Source organism: Streptomyces sp. HUAS TT11, from assembly GCF_051553595.1.
Lineage (GTDB): Bacteria > Actinomycetota > Actinomycetes > Streptomycetales > Streptomycetaceae > Streptomyces.
Genome location: NZ_CP196184.1, coordinates 5,912,847 through 5,938,008, shown reverse-complemented (window position 1 = coordinate 5,938,008; position 25,162 = coordinate 5,912,847). Strand labels below are relative to the sequence as shown.

Below are 25,162 nucleotides of genomic sequence, written 5' to 3'. Positions count from 1 at the left end.
CAACCCCTCTCCCTCCCCCGGCGACCTCCGCGGCTGCGGGCCGACAGGCCGCCGACGGGCCCCGCCCGACCGGGGGAACGCCTCGCACCGCGTCCGACCACTGCGTGACCCGGCCCTCACGGTCCGTGCGGCGCATGTCCGGATGATGGGCGGCCTCCCCCTGTGAGCTGGGAGCCCGCCCAGACTGTGGGGCGTTTTTCCCCCCCACAGCACCGAACGAGCCGCTCCATGCCCCGCACCACGTCCGAGCCATCAGCCCCTTCCCCCAGCCCGGCCTCGCCCGGGCGGGTGGACCTCCCGGAGCAGGGGGGATCCCCCGATATCCCGCTCTCCCACGGCCTCAAGCAGCGCCATCTGTCGATGATCGCCCTCGGCGGTGTCATCGGCGCGGGCCTGTTCGTGGGGTCCGGTGCCGGGATCGCCGCCACCGGACCCTCGATCGTCCTCGCCTACACGGTCTCCGGTCTCCTCGTGATGCTGGTGATGCGGATGCTCGGCGAGATGTCGGCCGCCCACCCCTCGTCGGGCTCCTTCTCCGCGCACGCCGAGCGGGCGATCGGGCCGTGGGCGGGCTTCACCGCCGGCTGGTCGTTCTGGGTGCTGCTGTGCACGGCCGTCGGCCTGGAGGGCATCGGCGCCGCGAAGATCGTCACCGGCTGGCTCCCCGGCACGCCCGAGTGGGCCTGGGTGGCGCTGTTCATGGTCGTCTTCTGCGGCACGAACCTGGCCGCGGTGAAGAACTTCGGCGAGTTCGAGTTCTGGTTCGCGGCGCTCAAGGTCGGCGCCATCAGCCTGTTCCTGCTGCTCGGCGTGCTGGCGACCGCGGGCGTCCTGCCCGGCACGGACTCCCCGGGCGCCTCGAACCTCACCCCCTTCCTGCCGCACGGCGGCGAGGGCCTCGTCATCGGCCTGCTCGCGTCGGTCTTCGCGTACGGCGGTCTGGAGACCGTCACCATCGCGGCGGCCGAGTCGGAGGATCCGGTCAAGGGTGTGGCGAGCGCGGTCCGTACGGCGATGTGGCGCATCGCGGTCTTCTACATCGGCTCGATGGCGGTCATCGTCACCCTGGTCCCGTGGGACTCGAAGGAGGTCGTCGAGAAGGGCCCCTACGTCGCCGCACTCGACCACCTCGGTATCCCCGGCGCGGGCCCGCTGATGAACGTCGTGGTGCTGGTGGCGCTGCTGAGCGCGATGAACGCCAACGTCTACGGCGCCTCGCGCATCGCGTACTCGCTGGTGCAGCGCGGTCAGGGACCGCGGGCACTGGCCCGTGTCTCCGGCGGGGTCCCGCGGGTCGCCGTGCTCGTCTCCTGCGTGTTCGGGTTCGCCTGCGTGGTGCTCAGCTACTGGCGCCCGAACGACGTCTTCCCGTGGCTGCTGAACATGATCGGCGCGGTCATCCTGGTCGTCTGGTTCTTCGTCGCGATCTCGCAGCTGCGTCTGCGCCGCCGCCTGGAGCGCGAGGCGCCCGAGAGGCTGGCGGTGCGGATGTGGGCGTTCCCCGCGCTGACCTGGGTGGCGCTGGCCGGAATGACGGCGATCTTCATTCTCATGGCACGGCAGCCGGACACCCGAGTGCAGCTGTACTCGACCGGCGCGATGACGCTGGTCCTGGCGGCCGTGGGCTACGCCTGGCAGCGGGTGCGCACACGCCGTTAGCCGCTTCTGCCGCTGCCCGCCGAAGGGCGGGCACGCGGTGGGCGCGCGGCCCGGAAGCGGACCGCGGCGCCGACGGGCTCCCGCCTCCGAGGACCGGCGGAAGCCCGTGGACGGGTTCAGGTCAGAGGTTGCTGAAGTCCGGGCCCTTGGTCCGGGTGCGCTTGATCTCGTAGAAGCCCGGCACGGAGGCGACCGCCAGGGTGCCGTCCCACAGCTTCGCGGCGTCCTCGCCCTTGGGGGCCGGGGTGACCACCGGTCCGAAGAAGGCGATCTGCTCGCCGTCGGAGCCCGGCACCGCAATCACCGGCGTACCCACTTCCTGGCCGACCTTCTCGATGCCCTCCTTGTGCGAGGAGCGCAGCTCGGCGTCGAACTCGAAGTCCTCCTGCTCCGCGTAGTCGATCAGGTCTGCGGGCAGGCCCACGTCCGCGAGCGCACCGGCGATCGCCTCGAGCGTCGGACCCTCGCCCTGGTTGTGGATACGCGTGCCGAGCGCCGTGTACAGCGGGCCGAGGACGTCGTCGCCGTGCTTCTGCCAGGCCGCGGTCACCACGCGCACCGGCTTCCACGCCTTGGTCGCGAGCATGTCCCGGTACTCGTCGGGCAGCTGGTCCAGCTTGTCCTCGTTGAGGACGGCGAGGCTCATGATGTGCCAGCGGACCTCGATGTCCCGCACCTTCTCCACTTCCAGGACCCAGCGGGAGGTCATCCAGGCCCACGGGCACAGCGGGTCGAACCAGAAGTCGACGGGGGTCTTGCCGGAAGCGGTCACGGTCTCGGACATGACTCTCCTAAGGAAGCAGTTGTTCATCGTGCAACATCCGAGGTCGCACCGTGCATTCCCGCGTTTCTCACGAGGTGGTGCGCCCCTCTGCCCGACGTCAGGGGCACATGGGAGGATCGGTCCTGTTCGCCCCACCCAGCCGATCCTGAGGGAGTGCCGCCCGTGCCCGGTGAGAACCTGTCCCGCGACGAGGCCCGCGAGCGGGCCGCCCTGCTGTCCGTCGACGGGTACGACGTGTCGCTCGACCTCCGCTCCGCCGTGGGCGAGGCACCCGGCGACGCGAACGCCGGACCGCGCACGTTCCGGTCGGTCACCACGATCCGCTTCCGGTGCGCCGAGCCGGGCGCCGCGAGCTTCGCCGACCTGATCGCCCCGAGCGTCACCGCGGTCTCGCTGAACGGCAAGGACCTCGATCCGGGCGAGGTCTTCGACGGCACCCGCATCCAGCTGGAGGACCTGGCCGCCGAGAACGAGCTGGTCGTCGACGCCCAGTGCGCCTACTCCCGCACCGGCGAGGGCATGCACCGCTTCGTCGATCCGGAGGACGGCGAGGTGTATCTGTACACCCAGTACGAGCCCGCCGACGCGCGCCGTGTCTTCGCCAACTTCGAGCAGCCCGACCTGAAGGCGCCCTTCCGCTTCGAGGTGCGCGCCCCCGAGGGCTGGACGGTGTGGAGCAACGGGGCGGGCGAACCGCACGACGGGGTCTGGCGGTTCGCCGAGACGAAGCCGATCGCCACGTACATCACCGCCGTGGCGGCGGGTCCGTACCACTACGTCACGGACACCTACTCCCGCACCTTCGAGGACGGTACGACGCTGGAGATCCCGCTCGGTGCGATGTGCCGCAGGGGCCTGGCGAAGCACTTCGACGCGGACGACGTCTTCCTCGTCACCAAACAGGGTCTGGACTTCTTCCACGACCACTTCGACTACCCGTACCCGTTCGGGAAGTACGACCAGGCGTTCGTGCCCGAGTACAACCTCGGCGCGATGGAGAACCCCGGCCTGGTCACCTTCCGCGAGGAGTACATCTTCCGCGGCAAGGTCACTCAGGCGTCGTACGAGCGCCGGGCCAATGTGATCCTGCACGAGATGGCGCACATGTGGTTCGGCGACCTGGTGACCATGGCGTGGTGGGACGACCTGTGGCTGAAGGAGTCCTTCGCCGACTTCATGGGCTCGTTCTCGCTGGTGGAGGCGACCCGCTTCACCGACGGCTGGATCACGTTCGCCAACAACCGCAAGGCATGGGCGTACCGGGCCGACCAGCTGCCGTCCACGCACCCCGTCACCGCCGACATCCGCGACCTGGAGGACGCGAAGCTCAACTTCGACGGCATCACCTACGCCAAGGGCGCCTCGGTGCTGAAGCAGCTGGTGGCGTACGTGGGCCGGGACGCCTTCCTGGAGGGCGCACGGCGCTACTTCAAGCGGAACGCCTACGGCAACACACGCCTCGGCGACCTGCTGTCGGTCCTCGAGGAGACGAGCGGCCGGGACATGGCGGCGTGGTCGCGGTCCTGGCTGCAGACCGCGGGGGTCAACTCGCTGACCCCGCAGGTGCTGCTCGCAGCGGACGGCAGGATCGCGGAACTGAGCGTGCTCCAGGAGGCCGCCGAGTCGCATCCCACCCTGCGGCCGCACCGGGTGGCGGTGGGCCTGTACCGCAGCGAGGGGGGCGCGCTCGTCCGGTACGCACGCGCCGAAGTGGACGTCCACGGTCCGCGCACGGTGGTCGACGAACTGTCGGGGGCGAAGGCGCCGGACCTGGTCCTGGTCAACGACGACGACCTCACGTACTGCAAGATCCGCTTCGACGACACGTCCCTCGCGACCCTGAAGGAGCGGCTCGGCGAGCTCACCGACCCGCTCGCCCGGGCCCTGTGCTGGTCCGCGCTGTGGAACCTGACCCGTGACGCGCTGCTGCCGGCGCGGGACTTCATCGGCCTGGTGCTCCGGTTCGCCGGCCGCGAGTCCGACATCGGCGTACTGCAGATGCTGCACGCCTGGGCGGACTCGGCGCTGACCCACTACGCCGCGCCCGGGTGGCGGGAGACCGGCGGGCGGCTGCTCGCGGAAGGTGCGCAGCGCGAGCTCGGGCAGGCGGAGCCGGGCAGCCAGCACCAGTTGACGTGGGCGCGGTTCTTCGCGGCGGTGGCGTCCGGCGAGGCCGATCTGCAACAGCTGCGGGGCCTGCTGGAGGGCACCGAGAAGATCGACGGCCTGGACGTGGACCAGGAGCTGCGCTGGGCGTTCCTGGAGCCGCTCGCCGCGCACGGAGCCGCGGACGAGTCGGTGCTCGCCGCGGAACTGGCGCGCGACGACACGGCCTCCGGCAAGCGCCACCAGGTCCGCTGTCTGGCGGCGCGTCCCTCGGCCGCGGTCAAGGCGCAGGCCTGGGCCCAGGTCGTGGAGTCGGACGCCCTGTCGAACGCGCTGGTCGAGGCGACCATCGCGGGATTCGTGCAGCCGTCGCAGCGGGAACTGCTCGCGCCGTACGCCGAGAAGTACTTCGCGGCCATCGACCGTGTCTGGGCCGAGCGTTCCATTCAGATCGGGATGGACGTGGTGAGGGGCCTGTTCCCGTCGCTCCAGGACTTCCCCGGGACGCTGGACGCCACCGACGCGTGGCTCACCGCCCACGAGAGCGCGCCGCCGGCGCTGCGCAGGCTGGTCCTCGAGGCGCGCGACGACCTGGCACGCACCCTGCGCGGCCAGGTGTGCGACGCGCAGGCGACCCGCTAGACGCGCCCGGGTCACGGGTTCCTTCGGGGGACGAGCTCCCGCCGAAGGGACCCGGTCGGTGGATACGCAGGGACGACAGTTACGAAATACGAGAATCTGAACCCGTAACCCGTCCCTGCCCCCACTCGGACCAGCCTCTTTCGGCAGTCGAACGTGCGTACTTTAGCGCCGTTTTGTCCGCATTTGCCGACAGCCGTGTAACAGCGGTTAGGAGACGGCCCGGGCGCGGGAACTCCGGGGTCATGACCTACAACACCCCGCTCTCCCCCCGCCCCCTCCGTCACCTGACGGAGGTCCAGCGCCGGGTGCTGACCACGGCACAACTGCGCGCCCACGGTGTGACCGCCGCCGAGACCACCGGGCACTGCCGGCCCGGCGGCCCGTGGCAGCAGTTCCTGCCGGGCGTGTACCTGCTGCACCCCGGCCCGCCGACCTCGCAGGAGCGCCTGCACGCAGTGCTCCTCTACGCGACGCGCTCGTCGCTCGAGGAGCCGGCGACCGGGGTCCCGTCCCAGCCCGGCTCCGCCGGCGCACACCCCTCGGTGCACCGGGCGGACGCGATGATCACCGGCTTGGCCGCCCTGGCGCTGTACGGCTTCGGCTGCACGCCCCCGCTGACGTCACTGGAGAAGATCGACCTCCTGGTCCCCCGTATGCGCCGACTGCGCAGCGCCGGCTGCGCCCGGGTGGTGCGCACAGCGGAGCTGCCGGCCGCGCGGCTGGTGACCGGCCTGCCCGTGGCTCCGGTGCCGCGGGCCGTGGCCGATGCGGTGGCGCAGTTGCCGGACGCGGCCGCGGTACGCCGGTTACTGGCCGAGGCGGTGCACGCCGGCCACTGCGAACCGACCGCGATCGTGCGGGAGTTGAACCAGGCGAAACTGCTGAGCCGCCCGCATGTGGTGGACGCCGTGGACTCCCTCCTGGCGGAGGGCCGGGCGAGGGCCGAGGACCGCCTGTACCGCATGGTGCGCGAGTACGGACTCCCGGACCCGGTGTGGAACGTGGACCTGAGGCTTCCGGGCGGCCCCTACCTCGGCGGCCTGGACGCGTACTGGCCCGAGCACGCGGTGGCCCTGGAACTCGACGCCCGGACCCCGCGCCAGGACAGCCGCCAGGAGAACGACACGGTGTGGTCGGAGTACACCCGCAAGCGCGAACACCTGGAGCGGCTCGGCATCACGGTCGTGCACATCACGCCGAAGAAGCTGCGCGAGGGGCTGGAGCAGCAGGCGACCGTGGTCCGCACGGCCTTGATGGCGTCGGCGGACCGGGAGCCGGCCGCCTATGTCGTGGTGCTGCCCCGTTAGGCGTCACCTGCCGGTCAGGGGGGCGAGGAGGGGGCGCCGAGGCATCGGCGGCCCCTCCTCCACACACCGCCCCGGGACCCCCGACGACGGACGCCGTCCCGCTCAGAGCGGTTCAGGCAGGGGCGGCTCGGGCAGCGACGGCGTGATCGGCTCCGCATGAACCCGGTCGAGGAGGGCGGCGTACGACGCGATCATGCGTGTACGGCTGAAGCGCTCGCGGCTGCGGGCGAGAACGGGCTCGAGGCCGGGCCGGGCGGCGACCGCGTCGCTCCAGGCCCGGGCGATCGCGACGGGGTCCGGCGGGGTGACAAAACCGTGTCCGGCCACGATCGCCGCGCTGTCGCCCACATCGGTGGACACCGGGACGGCACCGCACATCATGCCCTCGATCAGGCACAGCGGGGCCGCCTCGCCCCAGGCCGAGGTCAGCGCCACCACGTCGGCGGCCGCGTAGAGGCTCTCCATGTCGCGCCGCACCCCGAGCCGGTGCAGCCGCTCCGTGAGCCGCAGACCGTCCCCGAACGCGGTGCCGATGTCGGCGCACAGCCCGGGCTGGTCCTCGGTCATGCCGGCGCCGCACATCAGCACGTGGCCGTCGGGCTCGTGCCGCAACCACTCCCGGGCGGCGCGCAGGAACAGCGGGACGTTCTTCATCGCGTCGTACCGGGCCGCGAACACGACGACCGGCGCCGTGTCCGGGATGCCGAGCGCCGCCCGCAGCTGGACCCGGCGGGCCGGGTCGGGCCGGAAGCGGAGCAGGTCGACGCCGTTGGGGATGACGTGCAGCAGTTCGGCCGGCACACCGGCGGCCTCGTAGGCGGCCCGGGTCGACTCGGCGCAGCAGACGCAGGCCGCGACGGTTCCGTCGGCGATGGCCGCCCTCAGTTCACCGAGCGCCGCGCCCTGGTTCTCCGGATCCGAGCGGTGCAGCCCGACCACCACCGGCCGCCGCGGCAGACCCGCCTGGTTGAGCAGGCCGAGCGGCTGCTCCTTCAGCGACAGGATGACATCGGCGCCCGCCATCGCCCTCGCCGTCGTCGCCAGCTCCGGACCGGTGAACCGGGTGGGATCGGCCGCGAGGGCGCCGGGCAGACCGAACGTGCGGCCGAGGGTGCCGACCTCCACGCCGGCCGCGGTCAGCGACCGGTAGGAGGCGTCGTCCTCCATCCGCTGCCGGGTGGCTTCACGGAGCACTTCCCCGTGGACACTCAGCACACGGTGGTGCTGACCGCCTTCCTGCAGACCCAGGACGACATCGGTATGGAGGATCCGGGCGCCACCGGAGAAGAAGCCCTCGTAGACCGAGAGCACGCGCAGACCGTGCCTCGTCAGCACACGACCACCCGCCTTGCACAACTATCGAACCATCCCCGTGAACAGCGGGTTGTCCGATATGAGGCGGCATAGATGTTTCAGACAAATGAACGGCGCGTCTCATGTCCGGGTCGGATCGATTTACACCGTAATACCGTGCCGGGGAATGCACTGGTCCCGCCGGTACCCCCGGTGTGACCATGATCGGGACCGTCGGCGCCCGGCCCCGTGGACCGCTCGCCGGGCGCCAGGACGCCGCCGTGGGCAGGCGAGCCGGTGCCGACACGGAAGGGCCGGCCCCGGGGCGTCTCAGCCCTCGCAGAACTCCGTCTCGAGCACCGCGTCGCCGCCCCCGGACCAGTCGCCGTTGAAGTTGAAGGCGAGGGAGTGGCGGCCGTCCTCCGTGGTGACCGCCGAGGACGACGAGCCCTGGATGCCTCCGCCGTGGCCCCAGACATGCACTCCGCAGCTCAGTTTCCGTTCGATCAGGCCGAGCCCGTAGCCCGCGTCCGGGATGCCCTCCGCCATGATCGTCGTCTTCATCTCCTTCAGTTGCCGGGGCGGCAGCAGCCCGCCCCTGAGCAGTGCCGAGTAGAAGCGGATCAGATCGGCGGAGTCCGAGATCATCTCGCCCGCCGAGGAGGCCAGCGAGGGGTTGAGCGTGGTGACGTCGTACGTCGGGCCGGCCGCCGTCTCGGCCGGCTTGCTGTAGGCGCGGCTGCTCGGTCGCGGAACCGTGGCCCGCGTACCGGGGAGCGACGTGGCGTGCAGACCCAGGGGTTCGACGACGCGGGCGCGGATCTCCCGTGCGTAGGAGTGGCCCGTGACCCTCTCGATCACCATCCCGGCCAGCACGTAGTTGGTGTTCGAGTAGTTCCAGCCGGCGCCCGGCGCGAAGTCCGGCTCGTGGGACGTCGCGATGCGCACCAGAGCCTCCGGCCGCAGCGTGTCGTAGCGATGCCGCAGGCCGTCCTTGAGGAAGTACGTACGGCCGAAGGTGTCGTCGGCCGTGTAGTTGTAGATGCCGCTCGTGTGGTTCAGGAGCTGCCGGACCGTGATCCGGCGCCCGTCGTGGCCGTGGCCGCGGACCAGGCCGGGCAGCCACTTCTCCACGGTGTCGTCGAGCGACAGCCGCCCCTCGGCCTCCAGTTGGAGGAGCACCGTCGACACGAACGTCTTGGTGATGCTGCCGACGCGGTAGCGGTCCCGCGGCGAGCGCTGCGCCCCCGTGCGCAGGTCGCCGACCCCCGAGACCGCGCTCCACGTGCCGTGTCCGTCCCTGGCCGTGGCGGTCGCGCCCGGGACCCCGTCCCTGACGGCCGCGTCGATCGCCTGCCGGGTCGCGGTGTGGTCCACCGCTCCGGGAGCGGCGGTGGCCGGCGTGGTGAGTGCCACCGCCGTCACGGCCGCCGTCGCCCCGGCACCCAGCAGTCCCCTGCGTACGGACATGTCATCCCCCTCGTCGCCGATGAGCGTCGGTCGGCGGGAGGGACCGCGTCCGGGGCGGCGGGGTCGCCCGCGGTGCGCGAGTTGAGCGGGTTTCAGCCCTTCTTCAGCACCAGCTCCGTGTTGCGGTCCACCGCGTTGCCCGCCAGGGTCATGTTGGCTCCTGGGGCGTTGTAGGCCAGCTCACGGTAGAGGGCGGCCAGACCCGTCTGGCTGAGGTCCGCGAAGTCCGTGCGGTGCGGGGCCGCGGACTCGATGAGCGTCGTGAAGATCGAGAGCGTGCCGTCCTTGTTGTCCACCAGCTCGATGATCCGGGCGAGCTGAGGGTGGTCGACGTGCGAGGCGGTCGAGATCTCCCAGAAGGAGTTGCCGTCGGACCCGGAGTGCGGCGTGATCACGTTCTTGTGGATGTGGCCGTTGACCCACGCCAGGACATTGCGGTGCCGGCCCAGCAGGGCGACGACCTCCGCACCGCTGTGCCGCCCCTCGTACGGGCGGGCCGGGTCGGGGTGGGTGTTGTCCATCGACTGGCTGGTGTGGTGGCTGAAGACGACGGCGTGTGCGTCCGTGCTGTCCTGGAGCGTCTTGTCCAGCCACTTCAACTGGGCGGTGCCGACGGAGCCTTCGTAGTGACCGCCCGCGTCCGTGGTGTCGAGGCTGATACCGATGACGTCGTCGGCGATGCGGAAGGAGTAGTACTGCGTACCGGCTTCCACGTTCGCCGACGAGTAGCCGTGCCCCACCGGGCCGCGACCCGTGTACTGGGGGTCGAGGTGGGTCTTGAGGTACTCGGCGGGAGTGTAGGGGGCCCGCTTCTCGTCCGGGGTGACCGAGCGCAGGTCGCGGGTGTGCGCCTTGAGCAGGTCGCGGAACTGCAGGCCCATGGGGTCCGTGGCGTTCTTGATCGTGTCCTGGAGCTTCTTCGCCTCGTCCGCGGACAGGCTCATCAGCTTGCTTCCGCCGGTGGCGTACTCGGCGAGATAGGGGTCGCCGTGCCCGTAGCAGCCGAGCGGCAGAGCGTCGTGGTTGCCGACCGTGGAGTACCAGGGCAGGTTCAGGCCGGGGCTGCGCACCTCGCGGATCGCGGCGTCCAGGAAGCCCTGGATCTGCGGGAATCCGAGCTGCTTGTCCGCGTCGCGCACGGTCGATTCGGGCTGCCAGTAGAGCGCGAGCCCGCTGTTCTGCACACCCTCGTAGCGGCGGGGATCGCCCGAGTTGGGGGTGATGCGGCCACCGCTCATGATCTGCATGAACCACTCGAGTTCGGACTTCGCGTTGTTGTCCGTGTTGTCGCCTGTGGTCATCACGAAGTGCAGCGGCGTGCCGGTGACGGGTGCCCCGCGCAGCGCGTTGACACGCTCGACCAGCGAGACGGCACCGGGCACGGTCAGCGCCTCATGGGGCCGCCAGGCGTGCCGGTCGCCGGAACGCAGGAACTCCAGGCGCAACGGGTGCTGGCTGTCCATCAGGTGCAGGTCGGTGAACTGCACGAACGCGGCGAGCGCGGTGCGCCGCTCGGCGCGGCCCGACCGGGGTGCCGCCAGCTCGCCGCGCACGACGCGGCTCCAGCCCGGACCGTCACCGAGGCGGCGGTATCCCGAAGCGGTGCGGGGCGCGGCGACACCGGCGAGCGTGGTGCCCGTCGTATAGGGGGCGAGGGCCGCGGACACCGCCTGCCGGGAGACGGCGGCGGGGGCCTCCCCGGCGGGGTGGGCCGAAGCGGCGGAGGCTCGGCGAGCCGAGGTCCCGGCGGCGCGGCCGTCCTCGGGGCGCAGCGCGAGTCCGAGGCCCGCCGTGAGGGACACCGCCCCGGCGGCGGCGAGCAGGTTGCGACGATTCAGAGCAGCCGCTGTGGCGACAGAGCGTATGCGCGACATGGCGCGTCTCCCCGAGTGCGAACGCGTCGGCGTGGTCGCGGGTCGGTCGCAGTCGCGAACTTCCCGCTCACTCTGGATGGTTCGCACCGGGGATGACCTGGACGTTAACGAGGCGGCAACGCACAGCGCCGATCGCCGTACGTGGATCTTGGACCGACCGGCGCGTCGGCGACACCTCTCCGACCGGCCGGAAGACCGTCACTCAGCGTTCATTTTCCGGGGTATCCGACGCTATGCCCCGGGGAATGCGGACCGGCCCGCGGCGGAGCGCTGCCGCCACAGTGCGAGCCCGGCGTCGACGAGCCCGATGCGTCGCAGCCCCGGCACGGCGGTGAGGTCATGCCAGGCGGCCATGTCCGTGGAGCCTCCGACCTCGTGGCGCAGCTCGCCCGCGACGACGCGGCCCTCGTAGACGAGGCGTACTCCGTGGTGGTCGACGGTGCGGCCGAAGCGGCCCCGGAGGCTGCGGCGGATGGAGTCCACACCGAGCAGCCCGACGAGTTCGACGCGGTAGCCGGTCTCCTCCTCCACTTCCCGCAGCGCCGTGTCGTAGGGGTCCTCGCCGTGCTCCATGCCACCGCCGGGCAGGGTCCACTCGGGTGTGCCGTCGGCTCCGGTCATGCGGGCCAGCAGCAGGCGGCCGTCACGGACACAGACGGCGTAGGCCGCCACCCTCAAGTTCTTGCGCACTCGAGGACGTTAACGCGCAGGACCGGGATCGGCAGGCGGGTATTCGGCCGGGGACCGCACGCCGTCACGGCACCCGCCGCTTCTCCGGCCCGCCCCGGGACATCGCCGTCCGGCCTCCGGCGGCCGCCCGCCGCGGCCGCGTGGAGCCGTCCGTCACCATGCGCTCACACTCAGCCGCAAAACCCGCGCACTACACGCGTAGCAGGGACAGCCGGCTCACAGGAATGTCATGGCCTGCACCGCTAAGTCCCCGATGGCGTATGGCGGAATCACGCCATGACTCCATCCCGTCTCGGTCAACTCTCCACAAACATCCATCCCTTGGGTAAACCAGAGCGATCGTCCGGACCCGAGATCCGGACGGCCGCGGTCAGGGCCCGATCACCTTCGGGCTCCGGCCGCGCCGTTCTCGTTCCTTTACCTACAAGGGATGCTGATGACCACCGAGCCTCACCGCGCCCCGATATCGGGCGCGAGACGCGTGGCCCGCATAGCCGTCGCCACGGGTCTCGTGGCCGCGCTCTCGGCGGCCGGGCCGATACCCCTGGCCTTCTCCGCCGACCATCCGCCCGCCTCCACCGACCCGGCCGCCAAGTCCGCGAGCGCCAAGCTCGGCTCGGACGACGCGGACCTTCTCGCCGAGGCGAAGGCCGACGGTGCCAAGAACGTCACGATGATGATCGCGACCACACCCGGGCAGACCGAGCAGGTCACCGAGAAGCTGAACGCGGTGAGCGGCGCCTCCGTGGGCCGCACGTACGACAAGCTCGGCTACGTCCGCGCCACCGTGCCGACGGGCCGGGCCGACTCGGCCATCGCCACCGCCGAGAAGCTGTCCTCCGTCAATGCCATCGACCTGCGGCAGGAGATCGCGCTCGACGACCCGACGCCGAGCGCGGACATGGCCAAGGGGGCGGCGGTCAGGGGCACGGGCGCGGCCGGCTACGCCGGTCCCGACCGGCACACCCCCGCCAAGAACCCCTACAACCCGTCCTTCGAGACCGGTGCCGTCGACTTCGTCCAGGACCACCCGAAGGCGGACGGCCGGGGCGTCACCATCGGCATCCTCGACTCGGGCGTGGACCTCGGGCATCCGGCACTGCAGAAGACCACCACCGGCGAGCGGAAGATCGTCGACTGGGTCACCGCGACCGACCCGATCGTCGACAACGACGCGACCTGGCGTCCGATGGTCACCGCGGTCTCCGGGCCCACCTTCACCTACAACGGCCAGACCTGGACGGCGCCGTCGGGCTCGTACGGGATCAGCACCTTCAAGGAGTCGTACACCACGGGCGGCGACGCGGCGGGCGACGCGAACCGCGACGGCGACACCACCGACTCCTGGGGCGTCCTCTACGACGCCGCGACCGGCACGGTCCGCGTCGACCTGAACAACAACGGCGACTTCACCGACGACCGGCCGATGAAGCCGTACAAGGACGGCTACCAGATCGGATACTTCGGCACCGACGACCCGAAGACCGACGTCGTCGAGCGCCAGCCGTTCGTCGTGCAGATCCGCAAGGACGTGCCGATGGACCCCTACGGCGGGACGTGGGTCGGCAAGAAGGCCGACTTCGTCAACATCGGCGTCATCCAGTCCGAGCACGGCACGCACGTCGCGGGCATCACCGCGGCGAACGGCCTGTTCGGCGGCAAGATGAACGGCGCGGCCCCGGGCGCGAAGATCGTCTCCTCCCGCGCCTGCACCTGGACCGGTGGCTGCACCAACGTCGCGCTCATGGAGGGCATGACGGACCTCGTGGTCAACCACGGTGTCGACATCGTCAACATGTCGATCGGCGGCCTCCCGGCGCTGAACGACGGCAACAACGCGCGCGCCCTGCTGTACACCCGGCTCATCGACACCTACGGCGTCCAGCTGGTCATCTCCGCGGGCAACGACGGCCCCGGCGCCAACACCATCGGCGACCCCGGCCTCGCGGACAAGGTGATCTCGGTCGGCGCGGCCGTCTCCAAGGAGACCTGGGCCGCCGACTACGGCTCGCGGGTGGAGAAGGACTACGCCCTGATGCCCTTCTCCTCGCGCGGTCCGCGTGAGGACGGCGGCTTCTCGCCGACGCTCGTCGCGCCCGGCGCCGCGATCAACAGCACCCAGACCTGGCTGCCGGGCGCCCCGGTCCCCGAGGCGGGCTACTCGCTGCCGGCCGGCTACTCGATGCTCCAGGGCACCTCGATGGCGTCCCCGCAGGCCGCGGGCGCCTCGGCGCTGCTGCTGTCGGCCGCAAAGCAGAGGGGCATCGACCTGACGCCCGCGAAGCTGCGCACGGCCCTCACCTCGACCGCCCACCACATCAAGGGTGCGCAGGCCTACGAGGAGGGCGCGGGCCGCATCGACATCGAGGACGCCTGGGACGCCGTCAAGGACGGCGCCACGGCCCACGACTACACGGTCAAGGCCCCGGTCGACACCGCGATCGACTTCGCCCTGAAGACCCCGGGCTTCGGCACCGGCCTGTACGACCGCGAGGGCGGACTCAAGGCCGGCGAGCGGAAGACGTACGAGATCACCGTCACGCGTACGTCCGGCCCGGACCGGGCGGTGCGCCACGAGCTGCACTTCGCGAACAACTACGACGACACCTTCAGGATCCTCGGCTCCGACGAGGTGAGCCTGCCGCTCGGCCGGCCGGTGACCGTCAAGGTCCAGGCCTCGCCGCGGTCGGCCGGCATCAAGAGCGCGATCCTGGAGGTCGACGACCCGAGGACCGAGGGACTCGACGAGCAGATCCTGACGACGGTCGTGGTGTCGACCCCGGTCACATACACGTACGCGGCCTCGGGTTCGGTGCAGCGCAACAGCACCCGTTCGTACTTCCTGACCGTGCCGGAGGGCGCGACGTCGCTCGAGGTCGCGATCGGCGGGCTGAAGGACAAGAGCCAGACCCGGTTCATCGCGATCCACCCGTACGGCGTTCCGGTCGACAACACCTCCACCCCCAACTGCTACAACAACTACCTCGACGGCAACGGCTGCAAGCCCGACGTCCGCTCGTACGCCGACCCGCAGGCCGGTGTCTGGGAGATCGAGGTCGAGTCGCGCCGTACGTCGCCGCTGCTCGACAACCCCTACAAGCTGGACGTCACCGTCCTCGGCGCGGCCTTCGACCCGGAGACCGTGACCGTGCCCGAGGCCAAGGTCGGCACCCCGGCCTCCGCCTCCTGGAAGGTGACCAACAAGTACGCGGCCCTCTCCGGCGGTCTCAAGGGCGGCCCGCTCGGGTCCTCGAAGTCGGACCGGCCGACCATCAAGGGCGGCGTGAAGCAGACCGTCACGGTCGACGTGCCCGCGGGCGCCACCTCGCTGGACGTCGCCATCGGCAACGTCTCCGACACCGCCGCCGACCTGGACCTGACGGTCTACGACGCGAGCGGCAAGCAGGTCGCGCAGTCCGCGGACGGCGACTCCGAGGAGTCGGTGCACATCCCCTCGCCGGCCGCCGGTACGTACACCGTCGAGATCGCGGGCTACTCGGTCCCGTCCGGCTCGACGGCGTACGACTACCGTGATGTGTTCTTCTCGCCCGCTCTCGGCCAGGTGACGGTCGACGAGTCCGCCCCGGTCAAGCTCGGCACGGGTGGCTCCGCGACGGTGTCCGGCACGGTCACGGCGGCCGGGCCGGCTCCCGAGGGCCGGGAGTTCTTCGGCCAGGTCCGCCTCGTCAACGCGCGCGGGACCACCGCGGGCCTGGGCAGTGTGAAGATCGAGAAGGTCGTTCCGTAGCGATCGCGGACATGGGGGCGGGCGTCCATGACGGGCGCCCGCCCTTCGCCGTCCCCGGCCGTGTCCGGCCTCGCGCGTTCGGCACCGCCCGTCCGGCTCAGGTCGACCCGTCCGAAGGGCACGCGGTGTGACGGGAGCCGGGCAGCGCCTTGACGATCCACGCCCGGTTCGCGGCCACGCGGTCCTCGCCCACGGCCCACCGGCTCGCGTCGTCGGAGCCCCGCGCCACCTCGACCAGCACCTGCTGACCCGGGCGGGGCCGCGGCAGCGCACCGTCGTCGAGAAGGAAGTCGACCTCGGCCGGTCCCCGGTCGGGCTTGTACCGGCGGGTGACGGTCAGCACGATCCGGGTGCCCTGCCCGCCCCTCGGCTCCACCCGGGCCACGGTCCCCTCGACGACGAGCCGGTCGCAGGCCAGGGTCAGTTCCGGAGCGGACGGCGGGGGCCCGTCGCCCGACCGCCGGTCCGCCTCACCGGCGCTGCCCTTCGCGTCCGCCGCGCCGGCGCTCCTGGACGCCTGGGCGTCGCTGCCGCTGTTCTCCATGACGAGCCGGGCCAGCCCGACGACGGTCGACAGGGCCACCGCGGCCGCCAGGGTCCCGAGGGCGACCCGCAGGGCGCGGCCGCGGCGCACGGGCCCCGCCGGACGCGGGGCGCGCGGACGACGGCTCGGGGCCTTCACCGGGGACGGATCCTCGGCCGGTGGCGCCGCCAGCACGTCCCCGATGGCCGACAGTTGCTCGCGCAGCAGCGCCACGTCGGCCGTCGCCGCCCGGTGCCCGGCCATGAACTCGGCGTCGGCCCGTGCGGCGTCCGGCAGCGGCTCGCCGGTGATCGCGGCCATCAGCGCGTCGACGCCGTCGTACTCGGCGGCCACGTCACACCACCTCGTCCTCGTGCAGACGGTCGCGCAGCGCGCGGACCGCCGAGTGGAGCCTGCTCTTGACCGTGCCCTCAGGGATGCCGAGCTCCTCGGCGATCCCCCGGACGGGCAGATCGGCGTAGAAGCGCAGAACGAGGACCTGGCGTTGGGCGTCGGACAGCTCGTCCAGGCCCTGGGCCACGGCAAGCTGGAGCAGGCGGGAGTCCTCGCCCGAAGCGTGCTCCGGCTCCCTGAGGGAGGCCAGTCGTTCGCCCAGGCGTTCCTGGCGGCGCTTGGCACGGTGCCAGTCCATCGCCAGGTTCGAGGCGACGACGGCCACCCAGGCGGACACGTCGCGCGGCGCCTCGCGCCCGCTCGCGGCCCGCTCCAGCAGCCGCAGGCGGACCTGCTGCACCCCGTCCGGCAGGTCCGCCTGCGGCACCCCGCCGAGTGCGAGCACCGCCCTCACCCGCCGTTCCTGGGCCGCGTCCAGGGGGTCGTCCACCGCGTGGTCCGCCCCCCGCCCGCGGCGGGCGTTTCTGCGCAGCACAGCCACCCCTCCCCTTGCGCGTTTCCTCTACGACGCCGCGGCGGCCCGAAACGTTCGGGACTTTCGTGCGAGTCTTCTCGGAGGCGTACGTCACACCGGGTGTGCGCCCGGGGCCCGCGGGTAGCACGGGACAGCAGAGCTTGCGGCGGAGGGGGTCCGCCGGGCGAATTTCTCCAGCTCAGAGCGGGTGGACACCGGACGTCCGGAACCGGCGCGCGGACTGTCGCGTCCCCTACCCCGGGCGTACGGCGCAAAGAATTGGACAGGCGGCCCGGGGTCGGCCGCATGATGGAAAAGCCTCGGCCGAGCAACACACACGTAAAGACACGCAGAGGGAGTCACCGTGAGGGTCGGAATCGTCGGAGCCACCGGTCAGGTCGGCACGGTCATGCGCAGGATCCTCACCGAGCGGAACTTCCCGGTCACGGAGCTGCGCCTGTTCGCCTCGGCGCGTTCGGCGGGGACGATTCTCGACGGGGTGACGGTGGAGGACGCGGCGAGCGCCGACTACACCGGCCTGGACATCGTGCTGTTCTCGGCGGGTGGCGCGACCTCGAAGGCGCTGGCCGAGAAGGTCGCCTCGCAGGGCGCCGTGGTGATCGACAACTCCTCCGCGTGGCGCCGGGACCCGGACGTGCCCCTGGTGGTCTCCGAGGTGAACCCGCACGCGGTCGTGAACCGCCCGAAGGGCATCATCGCCAACCCGAACTGCACGACGATGGCCGCGATGCCGGTGCTCAAGCCGCTGCACGACGAGGCAGGCCTGGAGGCCCTGGTCGCCACCACCTACCAGGCGGTTTCCGGCTCGGGCCTCGCGGGCGTCGCGGAGCTGCACAGCCAGGCCCAGAAGGTGGTCGCGGACGCCGACAGGCTGACGCACGACGGCGCGGCGGTCGACTTCCCCGAACCGCAGGTCTACAAGCGCCCGATCGCCTTCAACGTGGTCCCCTTCGCGGGCAACCTCGTGGACGACGGGCTGAACGAGACGGACGAGGAGCAGAAGCTCCGCAACGAGTCCCGCAAGATCCTCGAGATCCCCGCCCTGAAGGTCTCCGGCACCTGCGTGCGCGTCCCGGTCTTCTCCGGTCACTCCCTCCAGGTCAACGCCCGCTTCGCCCGTCCGCTGTCCGTGGAGCGCGCGACGGAGCTGCTGGCCGGCGCCCCCGGCGTCGTCCTCTCCGACATCCCGACCCCGCTCGAGGCGGCCGGACAGGACCCCTCGTTCGTGGGCCGCGTCCGCACGGACGAGACCGTGGAGAACGGTCTCGCCCTGTTCGTCTCCAGCGACAACCTGCGCAAGGGTGCGGCCCTGAACGCGGTGCAGATCGCGGAGCTGGTGGCGGCCGAGCTCAGCGAGTAGAAGACGCCGGCGAGGGGCGCCCACCGAAGCGGTGGGCGCCCCTCGCCGTGCTCACCGGCCTCCGCGGACCTCGTACAGGAAGCACCCGTACTCCACCGCCCGCACATGGACGAGTGCCACGTCCGGATCCGCGAACGCCTCCTCGATCGCCGTCCCGACGCCGCCCTCGACCAGGCGGCCGCCGAGGATACGGCCGTCCCGCCCATAGCGGCGGACCGTGCGGTGGGCGCCCGTGAACGGATATCCGTCGAGGTCGGGGCCTGCGCACGGGTCCGCGTGGAGGAACACCGGTCCCTGTTCGTCGTACGCCCCGGGATCCACGCCCGTCTCCCCCGCCCAGCGCCGCAGGGGTGCGTACGAGACCAGGGCGATCCGCTCGCCCGGCGTGCTGCGGCGCAGACAGCAGCGCAGCGGGGCGCCGCCCTCCTCGTCCACGAAGGGGCTCATGGGGCGGCCCGCGTCGTCCGCCGTGCGCAGTTCCTTCAGGGTCGTCGGGTCGATGGGCCGTGCCGTGTACGTCGTCATGGCCCCAGGCTCCCGTCCGCCCGCCCCGTCCACCGGCGGCAAACGGACGTCGCGTTCCCCGGCCCGGCCGGGCCGGGGGCCGAGCAGGCCCCGGTCATCGCCCGAGACGCGGGTGACATGGAAGGATGGCGCAACCCACACATAACGAGGAGATGACCGCGTGCCTGGCACAAACCTGACTCGCGAAGAGGCGCAGCAGCGGGCGAAGCTGCTCACCGTTGACTCGTACGAGATCGATCTCGACCTCTCCGGCGCGCAGGAGGGCGGCACCTACCGGTCCGTGACCACGGTGCGCTTCGACTCGGCCGACGGCGGCGCGGAGTCCTTCATCGACCTGGTGGCACCGGCCGTCCACGAGGTCACTCTGAACGGCGACGCCCTCGACCCCGCCGAGGTCTTCAAGGACTCCCGGATCGCGCTGCCCGGCCTTCTGGAGGGCCGCAACGTGCTCCGCGTGGTCGCCGACTGCGCGTACACCAACACCGGTGAGGGTCTGCACCGCTTCGTCGACCCCGTGGACGACCAGGCCTATCTCTACACCCAGTTCGAGGTGCCGGACGCCCGCCGCGTCTTCGCGTCCTTCGAGCAGCCGGACCTCAAGGCGACCTTCCAGTTCACGGTGAAGGCACCCAGCGGCTGGACCGTCATTTCGAACTCGCCCACGCCCGAACCCAAGGACGACATCTGGGTGTTCGAGCCGACGCCGCGGATCTCGAGCTACATCACCGCGCTGATCGTGGGCCCGTACCACTCCGTGCACAGCGTGTACGAGAAGGACGGCCGGAGTGTCCCGCTGGGCGTGTACTGCCGGCCCTCGCTCGCCGAGTTCCTCGACTCCGACGCGATCTTCGACGTGACCCGCCAGGGCTTCGACTGGTTCCAGGAGAAGTTCGACTACGCGTACCCGTTCAAGAAGTACGACCAGCTCTTCGTGCCGGAGTTCAACGCGGGCGCGATGGAGAACGCCGGTGCGGTCACGATCCGCGACCAGTACGTCTTCCGGTCCAAGGTGACGGACGCCGCGTACGAGGTGCGGGCGGAGACCATCCTGCACGAGCTGGCCCACATGTGGTTCGGCGACCTCGTGACCATGGAGTGGTGGAACGACCTGTGGCTGAACGAGTCGTTCGCCACCTACACGTCCATCGCCTGCCAGGCGCACCACCCCCGGTCCCGCTGGCCGCACTCCTGGACCACGTTCGCCAACTCCATGAAGACGTGGGCGTACCGGCAGGACCAGCTGCCGTCGACGCACCCGATCATGGCCGAGATCAACGACCTGGACGACGTGCTCGTCAACTTCGACGGCATCACGTACGCCAAGGGCGCCTCGGTCCTCAAGCAGCTCGTCGCCTATGTCGGCATGGACGAGTTCTTCCGTGGCGTACAGGCGTACTTCAAGCAGCACGCCTACGGCAACACGCGCCTGTCCGACCTGCTGGGCGCCCTGGAGGAGACCTCGGGCCGCGACCTGAAGACCTGGTCGGGGAAGTGGCTGGAGACCGCGGGCATCAACGTCCTCCGCCCGGAGATCGAGACCGACGGGAACGGCCTCATCACCTCCTTCGCCATCCGCCAGGAGGCCCCGGCCCTCCCGGCGGGCGCCAAGGGCGAGCCCACCCTGCGTCCGCACCGCATCGCCGTCGGCCTGTACGACCTCGACGCCGGCAGCGGCAAGCTGCTGCGCGCCGACGACGGCCGGATCGAGCTGGACGTCGACGGCGAGCTGACCGCCGTGCCGGAGCTGACCGGCCGGCGCCGTCCGGACGTCATCCTGCTCAACGACGACGATCTGTCGTACGCGAAGGTCCGTCTGGACGAGCAGTCCCTCGCCTTCGTCACCGAGCACCTGGGCGACTTCGACTCGTCGCTGCCGCGCGCCCTGAGCTGGGCATCGGCATGGGACATGACGCGGGACGCGGAGCTGGCGACCCGCGACTACCTGTCGCTGGTCCTGTCCGGCATCGGCAAGGAGTCCGACATCGGCGTCGTGCAGTCGCTGCACCGCCAGGTGAAGCTGGCCGTCGACCTGTACGCGGACCCGTCCGCGCGGGAGGCGCTGCTGACCCGCTGGACGGACGCGACCCTGGCCCATCTGCGTTCGGCGGAGCCGGGCAGCGACCACCAGCTGGCGTGGGCCCGCGCCTTCGCGGCCACGGCCCGTACGCCGGAGCAGCTGGATCTGCTGGAGGCGCTGCTCGACGGCTCGCAGACCGTGGAGGGCCTTGTCGTCGACACCGAGCTGCGCTGGGCGTTCGTGCAACGGCTCGCGACCGTGGGCCGCTTCGACGAGACCGAGATCGTGGGAGAGCTGGAGCGGGACAAGACCGCCGCCGGAGAGCGGCACGCGGCGATCGCGCGGGCCGCGCGCCCCACGCCGGAGGCCAAGGCGGAGGCCTGGGCGTCGGTCGTCGAGTCCGACAAGCTGCCCAACGCCGTGCAGGAGGCGGTGATCACGGGCTTCGTCCAGACCGACCAGCGTGAACTGCTCGCCCCCTACACGGACAAGTACTTCGAGGTGGTCAAGGACATCTGGGAGTCCCGCTCCCACGAGATGGCCCAGCAGATCGTGGTCGGTCTCTACCCGTCGATCCAGGTCTCCGAGGAGACGTCGGCGAAGGCGGACTCCTGGCTGGCCTCGGCCGAGCCGTCCCCGGCACTGCGGCGCCTGATCATGGAGTCGAGCGCCGGCGTCGAACGCGCGCTCAAGGCGCAGGCTGCGGACGCGGCTGCCGCCTAGTCGTATCCCGAACGCGAAGGGCGCCCGGCACACGGCCGGGCGCCCTTCGCGCGCTACGGCGCCGGTTCCGGCACGCGCTTCCGTTCGCCCCTGCACCGGCCGCCTGGAATCAGCGCGGTCACGCGCCCCGGCAACCGGCCCGCCGAGCCCGCACACGCCTCGCCCGCAAGCGGCGCGGCCGAGCCGGCACCGGCGAACACCGCAGGCCGCCGAGCGACTCCGTCACCGCGGCACGGACGGGCGACCTCGCGGCCCCGCTCACCGCGGACGGCGGAGGGAAGTGCGGTGCGCCGTACACACGCTCACCGCGCCGGCTCATCCCGACCCTGATGCTCACCAGGGGCGGGATGACCGGCCGCTTCGACAAGCCGGAGCGGGCGGGGCTGGTGCGCCGCTCACCCGCTCCGCACGACCGGCGCGGGCTTCAGGTGACGCTCACGGACGGGGGGCTTCCGCCTGATCGACGAGGCGGTGGGCGCCCGTCCCGCCGTCCGGACCGAGGCGCTCGGCGCCCTGGACCCCCAGCGGGCCGGGCACCTCGCCGACCTCCTGCGCCGATTGCCCGCCGGTACGGCCGGCGCGGGCCCGTACCGCTGACCGCCGCCGCCCCGATCGGCGTCTGCCGGGTTTCCGGTCGAGGAGAACGCCGCCCGGACGGGGGGCGTTCGCCACGACGGGCGGGGCGCACGCCGGAACCCCACGCCCGTTGCGTCCATACGGGTGAAAGGCATCGAGGGAGCCCGCGCGCCGTACCGGTGCGCGGACTCCCTCGCGGAAGGGGAAGGAGGCGGCTGCCCCGCGGGCCCCACTCGGGCCTACGGCGCGGCGGGGCGTCAGCCCTGCTTCGCCTGCTTGCGGGTCTTGTCGGTGACCATGACGAGACCGGCGATGATCGCGAACAGCACGATCGGCGCGGCCACGAAGAGCCCCAGCGTCTCCGCCACGCTCAGGCCCGTGCCGGGGTCGTCACCGTCGTCGCGGGTCAGCGCGAGCGCGGGGGACGACATGAGCAGCATCATCAGCGTCGTACCGGCGGCCAGGGCGCCGGCGCGCAGGGCGTTCTTCTTGTCCACGGTGCAAAAGTAGCGAACGCCGGAACGGCCCGCGCGCCCGGGGGTGCGCTACGGCTCACGCCGGCCGTCAGCCACCCCTGCCCCGCAGCACTCCCACCAGCGCGTGCAGCCGCGGTGAGGCCGCCAGATCCTCCAGGGTCACCGGGCGCCCCTCGGCGTCCGCTATCGGCAGTCGCCAGTTCGGGTACTCGTCCCATGTGCCCGGCAGGTTCTGCGGGCGGCGGTCGCCCACCGCGTCCGGAAGCCAGACCCCGATCAACCGGGCCGGGGTGCGCAGCAGAAAGCGATGGACCGCCTGGATCTCCCTCTCCTCCGACACCACGGAGACCCCGCCGCTCCCTCCCTTCAGCAGTCCCAGCCGGGACAGCAGGGCGAGCCACTCACCGGTGTCGGTGGCCGCGGCGGCCCGCTCATGGTCGAGCGGACGGGTCAGCAGACCGAGCCGGTCGCGCAGTTCCACGTGTTCGCCGGTGAGCCTGGCGGCCGTCGAGGGCAGGTCGTGGGTGGTGGCGGTGGCCAGGCAGTCCGCACGCCAGCGCTCGGGCGGCAGCGGCTTCCCGGTGCCCTCCCAGTCGCGCTCGAACCACAGCACGGATGTGCCGAGCACCCCGCGCTCGTGCAGCGTCTCGCGCACCCCGGGCTCCACCGTCCCGAGGTCCTCACCGATGACGAGCGACCCGGCCCGCGACGCCTCCAGCACCAGGACGGCGAGCATGGCCTCGGCGTCGTACCGGACGTAGGTGCCCTCCGTGGGCGGCTGTCCCTGCGGCACCCACCACAGCCGGAACAGGCCCATCACATGGTCGATGCGCAGGGCGCCGGCGTGCCGCAGCAGGGCGCGCAGCAGCCGGCGGAAGGGGGCGTAGCCGGACGCCGCCAGACGGTCGGGGCGCCAGGGCGGCAGGCCCCAGTCCTGACCGCGTGCGTTGAAGGCGTCCGGCGGAGCGCCCACCGACATGCCGGCCGCGAGGTGCTCCTGCTGCGCCCAGGCGTCGGCGCCGCCGGGGTGCACACCGACCGCGAGGTCGTGGATCAGGCCGACCGCCATCCCGGCGTCCCTCGCGGTGCGCTGGGCGGTGCCGAGTTGGGCGTCGGTCAGCCAGGCGAGCCGGCTGTGGAAGTCGACGCGGTCCATCAACTCGGCGCGGGCCCGCGCGGTCTCGGGGGAACGCGGATCGCGCAGCCCGGGGGACCAGGAGTGCCAGTCGGCGCCGTACGCCTCCGCGAACGCGCACCAGGTCGCGTAGTCCTCCAGGACCTCGCCCTCCTGGGCGAGGAAGTCGGCGTAGGCGGCGCGCCGTCCGGGTCCGAGCGGCACCGCGTGCACGAGTTCGAGCGCCTCGCGCTTGAGTTCCCACACCGCGTCGCGGTCGATCAACTCGCCCTTCTCGACGACGGATTCACGCAGCCGCGCGGCGCGCTCCAGCAGCGTGAGCAGCCGGGTCCGGTCCTCGACGTACGGGAACTCGGGGACGTCCTCGACACGCAGATGCACGGGGTCGGGGAAGCGGCGGGAGGAGGGGCGGTACGGAGAGGGGTCGGTGGGAACGCCGGGCACGGCCGCGTGCAACGGGTTCACCTGGACGAATCCGGCACCGAGGGCCCGTCCGGCCCAGGCCGTCACCTCGGCGAGGTCACCGAGGTCCCCCATGCCCCAGGACCTCTGGGACAGCAGGGAGTAGAGCTGGACGAGCAGTCCGTAGGAGCGGGCCGGAGGTACGGGCAGCCGGGCGGGCGCGGCGATCAGATGGGCCCGGGCGGTGCGTCCGTCGGGGGCGGTGACGTGCAGGGCGTGGACCCCGGGCGGGAGTTGCTCGGCCGACGCGCGTGTCTCGCCCTGTTCGGTCTCGACCGTGACTCGGCTGCCGTCCGGTAGTGCGGCGAGCGCCGCGGGCGCGCGTCCGCCCCAGCACACCACGGTCGGCGGCAGCAGGCGGTCGCGCAGCTCGGTCTCGTGGGCGGCCAGGGACTGCCGCACGGCGTCCGGGGTGCCCGCGTCCACGCCGAGCGCGGCCAGCACGGCGGTGACGGCGGCGTCCGACGCCGCGACCGTACGGTCCGCGGACGGGCGGTAGGAGGTGGCGACGCCGTGCAGCGCGGCGAGCCGGGCCAGCGGCGTCCCGTCGCGTGCGGGGTCGGCCGACGTCATCTAGTACCCCGTGGGGTCCGCGCCGGCGGCCGAGGGCTCGCTGGTCAGCGGCGTGAGATCGGTGTGGGGCGGTTCGCTGGTGAGGGGTTCGGCCTCGGGCAGCGGCGGCTCACTGGTCAGCGGCGCCTCCGCGCAGGCACCCTCGGCGCTGAGAACGCACAGCAGGGCGTCGGCGTCGGCGGACGGCGCCGCGACGGGTTTGGACTGCGCCGGGAGCAAGGGGTGTACCGGTGCGGCCACGGGGGCCTCCTCGTCGTCGTACGACAGATGCGGGTGAGAGCAGCCCTACCCAGTGGGCGCGTTCGCAGACGTACGAGGACGAACAACGTG

17 protein-coding genes and 1 pseudogene are annotated in these 25,162 nt (G+C 71.8%); 7 read left to right on the top strand and 11 right to left on the bottom strand.

Going from position 1 to position 25,162, the window contains the following annotated elements; translation table 11 throughout:
• Positions 1 to 228 precede the first annotated feature (228 nt).
• Complete coding sequence (locus ACSHXN_RS26505) at positions 229 to 1,659, top strand: amino acid permease (protein WP_355140175.1); 1,431 nt, start codon at positions 229 to 231, stop codon at positions 1,657 to 1,659.
• A gap of 121 nt (positions 1,660 to 1,780) precedes the next feature.
• Here ACSHXN_RS26505 and ACSHXN_RS26500 read toward each other — a convergent pair whose 3' ends face one another.
• Positions 1,781 to 2,443, bottom strand: coding sequence for a DsbA family protein (locus ACSHXN_RS26500; protein WP_355140174.1), 663 nt, complete (start codon positions 2,441 to 2,443; stop codon positions 1,781 to 1,783).
• Positions 2,444 to 2,605: 162 nt separating this feature from the next.
• On the opposite strand from ACSHXN_RS26500, the gene pepN (ACSHXN_RS26495) reads away from it, so the two are divergent.
• The gene (gene pepN, locus ACSHXN_RS26495) at positions 2,606 to 5,191 is read left to right on the top strand and encodes an aminopeptidase N (protein ID WP_438303832.1); all 2,586 of its coding nucleotides are present in this window, start codon (positions 2,606 to 2,608) and stop codon (positions 5,189 to 5,191) included.
• Between the two features lie 242 nt (positions 5,192 to 5,433).
• Complete coding sequence (locus ACSHXN_RS26490; protein WP_438303831.1) at positions 5,434 to 6,498, top strand: hypothetical protein; 1,065 nt, start codon at positions 5,434 to 5,436, stop codon at positions 6,496 to 6,498.
• Between the two features lie 102 nt (positions 6,499 to 6,600).
• Here the strand turns inward: ACSHXN_RS26490 and ACSHXN_RS26485 are convergent, their stop codons facing one another.
• The 4 genes from ACSHXN_RS26485 to ACSHXN_RS26470 all read right to left on the bottom strand — a co-directional run bounded on the left by ACSHXN_RS26485 (position 6,601) and on the right by ACSHXN_RS26470 (position 11,825).
• Positions 6,601 to 7,809, bottom strand: a complete 1,209-nt coding sequence (locus tag ACSHXN_RS26485) for a glycosyltransferase (RefSeq protein WP_355801996.1) — start codon at positions 7,807 to 7,809, stop codon at positions 6,601 to 6,603.
• 312 nt (positions 7,810 to 8,121) lie between these two features.
• Positions 8,122 to 9,261, bottom strand: coding sequence for a serine hydrolase domain-containing protein (locus ACSHXN_RS26480; RefSeq protein WP_438303829.1), 1,140 nt, complete (start codon positions 9,259 to 9,261; stop codon positions 8,122 to 8,124).
• Between the two features lie 92 nt (positions 9,262 to 9,353).
• Positions 9,354 to 11,135, bottom strand: a complete 1,782-nt coding sequence (locus tag ACSHXN_RS26475) for a TIGR03767 family metallophosphoesterase (RefSeq protein ID WP_438303828.1) — start codon at positions 11,133 to 11,135, stop codon at positions 9,354 to 9,356.
• Between the two features lie 231 nt (positions 11,136 to 11,366).
• Positions 11,367 to 11,825 (bottom strand): NUDIX hydrolase, encoded by a 459-nt coding sequence (locus ACSHXN_RS26470; protein WP_438303827.1) that lies wholly within the window; start codon positions 11,823 to 11,825, stop codon positions 11,367 to 11,369.
• A gap of 436 nt (positions 11,826 to 12,261) precedes the next feature.
• Between ACSHXN_RS26470 and ACSHXN_RS26465 the strand changes: the two genes are divergently transcribed.
• Positions 12,262 to 15,573, top strand: coding sequence for a S8 family serine peptidase (locus ACSHXN_RS26465; protein WP_355140168.1), 3,312 nt, complete (start codon positions 12,262 to 12,264; stop codon positions 15,571 to 15,573).
• Between the two features lie 97 nt (positions 15,574 to 15,670).
• On the opposite strand, the gene ACSHXN_RS26460 is transcribed toward ACSHXN_RS26465, so the two are convergent.
• Complete coding sequence (locus ACSHXN_RS26460; protein WP_355140167.1) at positions 15,671 to 16,450, bottom strand: hypothetical protein; 780 nt, start codon at positions 16,448 to 16,450, stop codon at positions 15,671 to 15,673.
• 1 nt (position 16,451) lies between these two features.
• On the bottom strand, positions 16,452 to 16,991 hold the full coding sequence (locus tag ACSHXN_RS26455) for an RNA polymerase sigma factor (protein ID WP_355140166.1): 540 nt from the start codon (positions 16,989 to 16,991) through the stop codon (positions 16,452 to 16,454).
• Positions 16,992 to 17,328: 337 nt separating this feature from the next.
• Here ACSHXN_RS26455 and ACSHXN_RS26450 point away from each other — a divergent pair, with 337 nt between their 5' ends.
• Positions 17,329 to 18,345: an aspartate-semialdehyde dehydrogenase gene (locus tag ACSHXN_RS26450; protein ID WP_355140165.1), complete on the top strand. Its 1,017-nt coding sequence runs from the start codon at positions 17,329 to 17,331 to the stop codon at positions 18,343 to 18,345.
• 51 nt (positions 18,346 to 18,396) lie between these two features.
• On the opposite strand, the gene ACSHXN_RS26445 is transcribed toward ACSHXN_RS26450, so the two are convergent.
• Complete coding sequence (locus ACSHXN_RS26445) at positions 18,397 to 18,870, bottom strand: DUF1203 domain-containing protein (RefSeq protein WP_355140164.1); 474 nt, start codon at positions 18,868 to 18,870, stop codon at positions 18,397 to 18,399.
• A gap of 160 nt (positions 18,871 to 19,030) precedes the next feature.
• On the opposite strand from ACSHXN_RS26445, the gene pepN (ACSHXN_RS26440) reads away from it, so the two are divergent.
• Together pepN (ACSHXN_RS26440) and ACSHXN_RS26435 are read left to right on the top strand one after the other, a co-directional pair.
• Positions 19,031 to 21,610, top strand: coding sequence for an aminopeptidase N (gene pepN, locus ACSHXN_RS26440; protein WP_438303826.1), 2,580 nt, complete (start codon positions 19,031 to 19,033; stop codon positions 21,608 to 21,610).
• 278 nt (positions 21,611 to 21,888) lie between these two features.
• Positions 21,889 to 22,207, top strand: a pseudogene (locus ACSHXN_RS26435) (MarR family winged helix-turn-helix transcriptional regulator); the annotation flags it as partial.
• Between the two features lie 236 nt (positions 22,208 to 22,443).
• On the opposite strand, the gene ACSHXN_RS26430 reads toward ACSHXN_RS26435, so the two are convergent.
• The 3 genes from ACSHXN_RS26430 to ACSHXN_RS26420 form a co-directional block, all read right to left on the bottom strand.
• A complete protein-coding gene (locus ACSHXN_RS26430) occupies positions 22,444 to 22,683 on the bottom strand; it encodes a hypothetical protein (protein ID WP_059130919.1) in 240 nt (79 codons plus the stop codon).
• A gap of 67 nt (positions 22,684 to 22,750) precedes the next feature.
• Positions 22,751 to 24,832 carry a 4-alpha-glucanotransferase gene (gene malQ / locus ACSHXN_RS26425; protein ID WP_438303825.1) on the bottom strand — a complete coding sequence of 694 codons (2,082 nt, stop codon included), beginning with the start codon at positions 24,830 to 24,832 and terminating at the stop codon, positions 22,751 to 22,753.
• A complete protein-coding gene (locus tag ACSHXN_RS26420; RefSeq protein WP_355140161.1) occupies positions 24,833 to 25,072 on the bottom strand; it encodes a hypothetical protein in 240 nt (79 codons plus the stop codon).
• Positions 25,073 to 25,162: the final 90 nt, after the last annotated feature.